The organism is Streptomyces apricus, from assembly GCF_008369065.1.
Classification (GTDB): domain Bacteria; phylum Actinomycetota; class Actinomycetes; order Streptomycetales; family Streptomycetaceae; genus Streptomyces; species Streptomyces apricus.
Genome location: NZ_VDFC01000065.1, coordinates 1 through 4,357, shown reverse-complemented (window position 1 = coordinate 4,357; position 4,357 = coordinate 1). Strand labels below are relative to the sequence as shown.

Here is a 4,357-nt window from a genome sequence, read left to right as displayed (position 1 = left end):
CGCCCGTACGACGCCTCTCCCCCGCCGCCGCCCGCGTCACCGGGATGCCCCGGAGCGCCGCCTGCCGGCGCACGAAATCCGCCTGATCGAGCGGCTCCTCGAACCCCGTCGTCCCGATCGCCCCCACCGAACGGCCCCTCAGCACACCCGGCAGCCCCGCCACGTGGTCCGCGTGGAAGTGGGTCAGCACGACGAGCGGGATCCGGGTGACGCCCAGCGCGCCCAGGCAGCGGTCGACCAGCACCGGGTCCGGTCCCGCGTCGACCACCMCCGCGCTGCCGTCCCCCGCCGCGAGCACCGTCGCGTCCCCCTGGCCGACGTCGCACATCGCGAACCGCCAGCCGGGCGGCGGCCATCCGGTGATCACCCGGGTCAGGGGCGGCGGCTGTACCGTCACCAGCAGGAGCAGCACCCCGCAGGCACCGCACAGCCAGGGGTTGCGCAGGACCCTGCGCCCGGCGAACACGAGGACGGTGACGGCGCAGGCGAGCAGCAGCGCCCCGGTCCAGCTCCCCGGCCAGTCCACCCCCGACCCCGGCAGGGCCGCGCCCGCCCGCGCGATGTCCGCGATCCACCCCGCGGGCCAACTCGCGCACCAGGCCAGCCCCTTCGCGACCGGCATCGCCCAGGAGGCCGTGGCCAGCGTCGCGAACCCCAGTACCGTGGCCGGCGCCACCGCGAACTCCACGAGCAGGTTGCACGGCACCGCCACCAGGCTGACCCGCGCCGAGAGGACCGCGACGACCGGCGCACACACCGCCTGGGCGGCGCCCGCGGCAGCCATTGCCTCGGACAGCCTCGGCGGCACCCCGCGCCCGCGCAGCGCCGCACTCCACCGCGGGGCCAGCGTGAGCAGCGCGCCGGTGGCGAGCACGGAGAGCAGGAAGCCGTAACTCCGGGCCAGCCATGGGTCGTACAGGACCAGCACGAGCACCGCCGTGGCCAGCGCCGGGATCAGCGTCCTGCGGCGCCCGGTGGCGACGGCCAACAGGGCGATCGATCCGCAGGCCGCGGCCCGCAGCACACTCGGGTCCGGCCGGCACACGATCACGAACCCGATCGTGAGCGCCCCGCCGCACACGGCGGTGGTCCGCAGCGGGAGACCGAGCCGGGGCGCCAGCCCGCGGCGCTCGACCAGCTGGGCCCGGCCCGGTGGGCCGAGGAGCAGGGCGAGCACAATCGTGAAGTTGGCCCCGCTGACGGCGAGGAGGTGGGTGAGGTCGGTCGCCCTGAACGCCTCGTCCAGTTCCGGGGTGAGCCGCGAGGTGTCCCCGACCACCAGCCCCGGCAGCAGCGCCCGCGCGTCGGGCTCCAGCGCGTCGGTCGCCGCGCGCAGTGCGCCGCGCAGCTCCCCGGCGAACCGCTGGGTGCCGGACGGCTGCCCGACCACCCTCGGCGGTCCGCTGCCGCGCACCCGCAGCACCGCCGCGATCCGGTCGCCGCCGCCGAGCGCGGGCACGGCCCGTGCCGTCACCCGCACCCTGGTGGACGGCAGGAGGGAGAGCCACGGTGAACGCGCCGCCGTCCCCCGGGCCGCGCCCCGCCCCGCGTCCACGATCAGCAGCACCGGTGTACGGGTCCACGCCTGCGTGCCGTCCGGTCCCTCGATCCGCCGGACCTCGGCGTCGAGCAGGATCGCGGTCGGGGCGGCGTGGTTCCCCTTGATCCGGGGCCGGGTGAGCCGTGGGTCCGAGGTGACCTCCACCTCGGCGCTCACCTGGGCGTACTGTTCCGCCAGCCCGGGGACCGGCCCCCTGCGCAGGTCGGCGCCGTGCAGCCCGGCGGAGGCGGCCGCGCCCGCGGCGCAGAGCAGCACGGCCGCGACGGAGACCCTGGACCAGGAAGACCGACGGCTCCGCCACGAACCGGCCCGCCGCGAACCGGTCCGTGCCGAATCAGCACGCCGCGAACCGGCACGTCCCGAATCGGCCCGTCCCGGACCCGCCCGCCGGTCGCCGGACGGGGCCCGCGCGGTGCCGCGTACTGCGACCAGGAGCCACCCGGGCACGGCCACGCAGACCCCCACCAGCATGGCTACCCACCCCGGGGGCGCCCCCAAGGTCGCCGCCGCTGTCGCCCACGCCGCCAGCGCCGGCGGGACCAGCCGCAGATCCGTGGGACCCTCCTGACGGGGATGCGCGGCCCCGAGCGGACTCCCCGCGCCCGCGTGCACGGCCGGCCGGACCGTGGGACGTGTCCCGCCCGTCACGCCCGTCACGTGCGTACGCGATTCTGCAGATCGGCGAAGCGGCGGTCGCCGATGCCGTTCACCTCACGGAGCTCGTCCACCGAACGGAAACCGCCGTGCCGGGTGCGGTAGTCGATGATGTGCTGCGCGAGTACGGGCCCGACACCGGGCAGCGTGTCCAGCTGGTCCAGGGTGGCGGTGTTGAGGGCGACCGGGGCCGTAGGAGCGGCAGCGGTTCCACCGCCGGCGCCCGCGCTTCCCGCGGCGCCCGGTCCCGCCACCGGCTGCGGCGCGCCGACCACCACCTGCTCGCCGTCCACCAGGAACCGTGCCCGGTTGAGGCCTTCGGTGTCCGCGCCGGGCCGCACCCCGCCCGCGGCCTCCAGCGCGTCCGTGACCCGGGAACCGGCGGGCAGCCGGTGGATACCGGGCTCGCGCACCTTCCCGCTGACGTCCACCACGATCTCGGCACCAGCACCAGCACCAGACCCTGACCCCGACCCGGCGCCCGAACCGGTCGCGCCCGCCGGGGCCCGCACCGCCGCGGTGGCCCCGGACGCCGCCCTCGCCCCGCCTCCGCCGCCCTCCCCGTAGGGAACCGCGGCCCGCACGATCTCCGGGGCCCGCACCGGCTGGGTCCGTCCCGTCCAGAAGTGCTGGGCGGCGACGACCGCGGCGACGACCAGCACCACGGTGAGCGCGGCCACGCTCCTCCGCTCCAGCCCGCACCGCGACTGGAGCCACAACGGCAACCGCTCCCGCACGGCGAGCCCGGCCCGCGCCCGCCACGCACCTGCGCTCCGCCCCTCACCCCCGCCGACACCGACGCCTGCGTCCAGYCCCGGATCGGCCTCGACCTCAGCCTCGGTCTCGGCCTCGACCCCGGCGACAGGCTCGCCCCGCACCGGTGGCGACCCCTGCCGCAACTCCCCGCGCACCCTCGTCCGCTCAGCCGCGAAGAGCGTCTCGGCGCGCAGGCGCAGCGCCTCCGCCGAGGCCTCCCGGCTCCGGCTCCGATGCCGGGAGCCGGCGCGGTGGGGCCGGCGACGGTGTCGCGTACGGCCGTCGGAGACCGGGCCGCGGCCCGGCCCGCTGCTGACCGTCGCGGTCCGTGAACGTGTCCCTGAACCCGCCCCTGAACCTGTCCGTGAACGTGATCGAAGTGCCATGCCACGAGGATCGGGCACCACACGAATCCGCGATGATCTTGCTCAATTCCCGTGGAGAAGCGCCCGGTTGTGGACAACCTCATCACTCGTACGAGGCACCTCAGCGGGGTGAGACGACCGCCCCCAGCAGCCCCGGCCCGGTGTGCGCCCCGATCACCGCTCCGATCTCGCTCACGTGCAGGTCGGCCAGCGCCGGGACCCGCAGCCGCAGCCGCTCCGCGAGCGCCGACGCCCGGTCCTGCGCGGCGAGATGGTGGACGGCGATGTCGACCTGGGCGCTGCCGGCCCGCTCGGCCACGATCTCCTCCAGGCGGGCGATCGCCTTGCCGGCGGTGCGCACCTTCTCCATCATCTCGATGCGCCCGCCGTCCAGTTGCAGCAGCGGTTTGACGGCCAGGGCGGACCCGAGCAGCGCCTGGGCCGCCCCGATCCGGCCGCCCCGGCGCAGGTAGTCGAGGGTGTCGACGTAGAAGTAGGCGTACGTGCCCGCGGCCCGTTTCTCCGCGGCGGTGACCGCGTCGTCGACCGTGCCGCCCGCCTCCGCGGACTCGGCGGCGGCCAGCGCGCAGAAGCCGAGGGCCATCGCGACCATCCCGGTGTCCACGACACGGACGGGCACGGGCGCCTCGCGCGCGGCGAGGACCGCCGCGTCGTACGTGCCGGACAGTTCGGCGGACAGGTGCAGCGAGACGATGCCGGTGGCGCCGTCCTCGGCGACGCGGCGGTAGGTCTCGGCGAAGACCTCGGGACTGGGCCGGGAGGTCGTGACGGACCGGCGCTTCTGCAGCGCCAGGGCCAGGGAACGGGCCGAGATCTCGGTGCCCTCTTCGAGCGCCTGGTCGCCGAGGACCACGGTCAGGGGCACCGCGGTGATGCCGTGGCGCTCCATCGTCCGCGGCGGCAGGTAGGCCGTTGAATCGGTGACGATCGCGACATGGCGGGACATGAGCTGGAGGTTACCCGTCAGCGGGGAGAGACGGCAGCCCGGCGCGCGCTCGAC

3 protein-coding genes are annotated in these 4,357 nt (G+C 76.1%); all 3 read right to left on the bottom strand.

Annotation, left to right across the window (positions count from 1 at the left end; all coding sequences use genetic code 11):
* Positions 1-2,173, bottom strand: a 2,173-nt coding sequence (locus FGF04_RS33050) for a ComEC/Rec2 family competence protein (RefSeq protein WP_149515106.1), incomplete at its 3' end; no start/stop codon positions are given.
* Between the two features lie 41 nt (positions 2,174-2,214).
* Positions 2,215-3,357: a ComEA family DNA-binding protein gene (locus FGF04_RS33045; protein ID WP_149515076.1), complete on the bottom strand. Its 1,143-nt coding sequence runs from the start codon at positions 3,355-3,357 to the stop codon at positions 2,215-2,217.
* Positions 3,358-3,457: 100 nt separating this feature from the next.
* Positions 3,458-4,303 carry a DegV family protein gene (locus tag FGF04_RS33040; protein ID WP_149515075.1) on the bottom strand — a complete coding sequence of 282 codons (846 nt, stop codon included), beginning with the start codon at positions 4,301-4,303 and terminating at the stop codon, positions 3,458-3,460.
* Between the last annotated feature and the right edge of the window lie 54 nt (positions 4,304-4,357).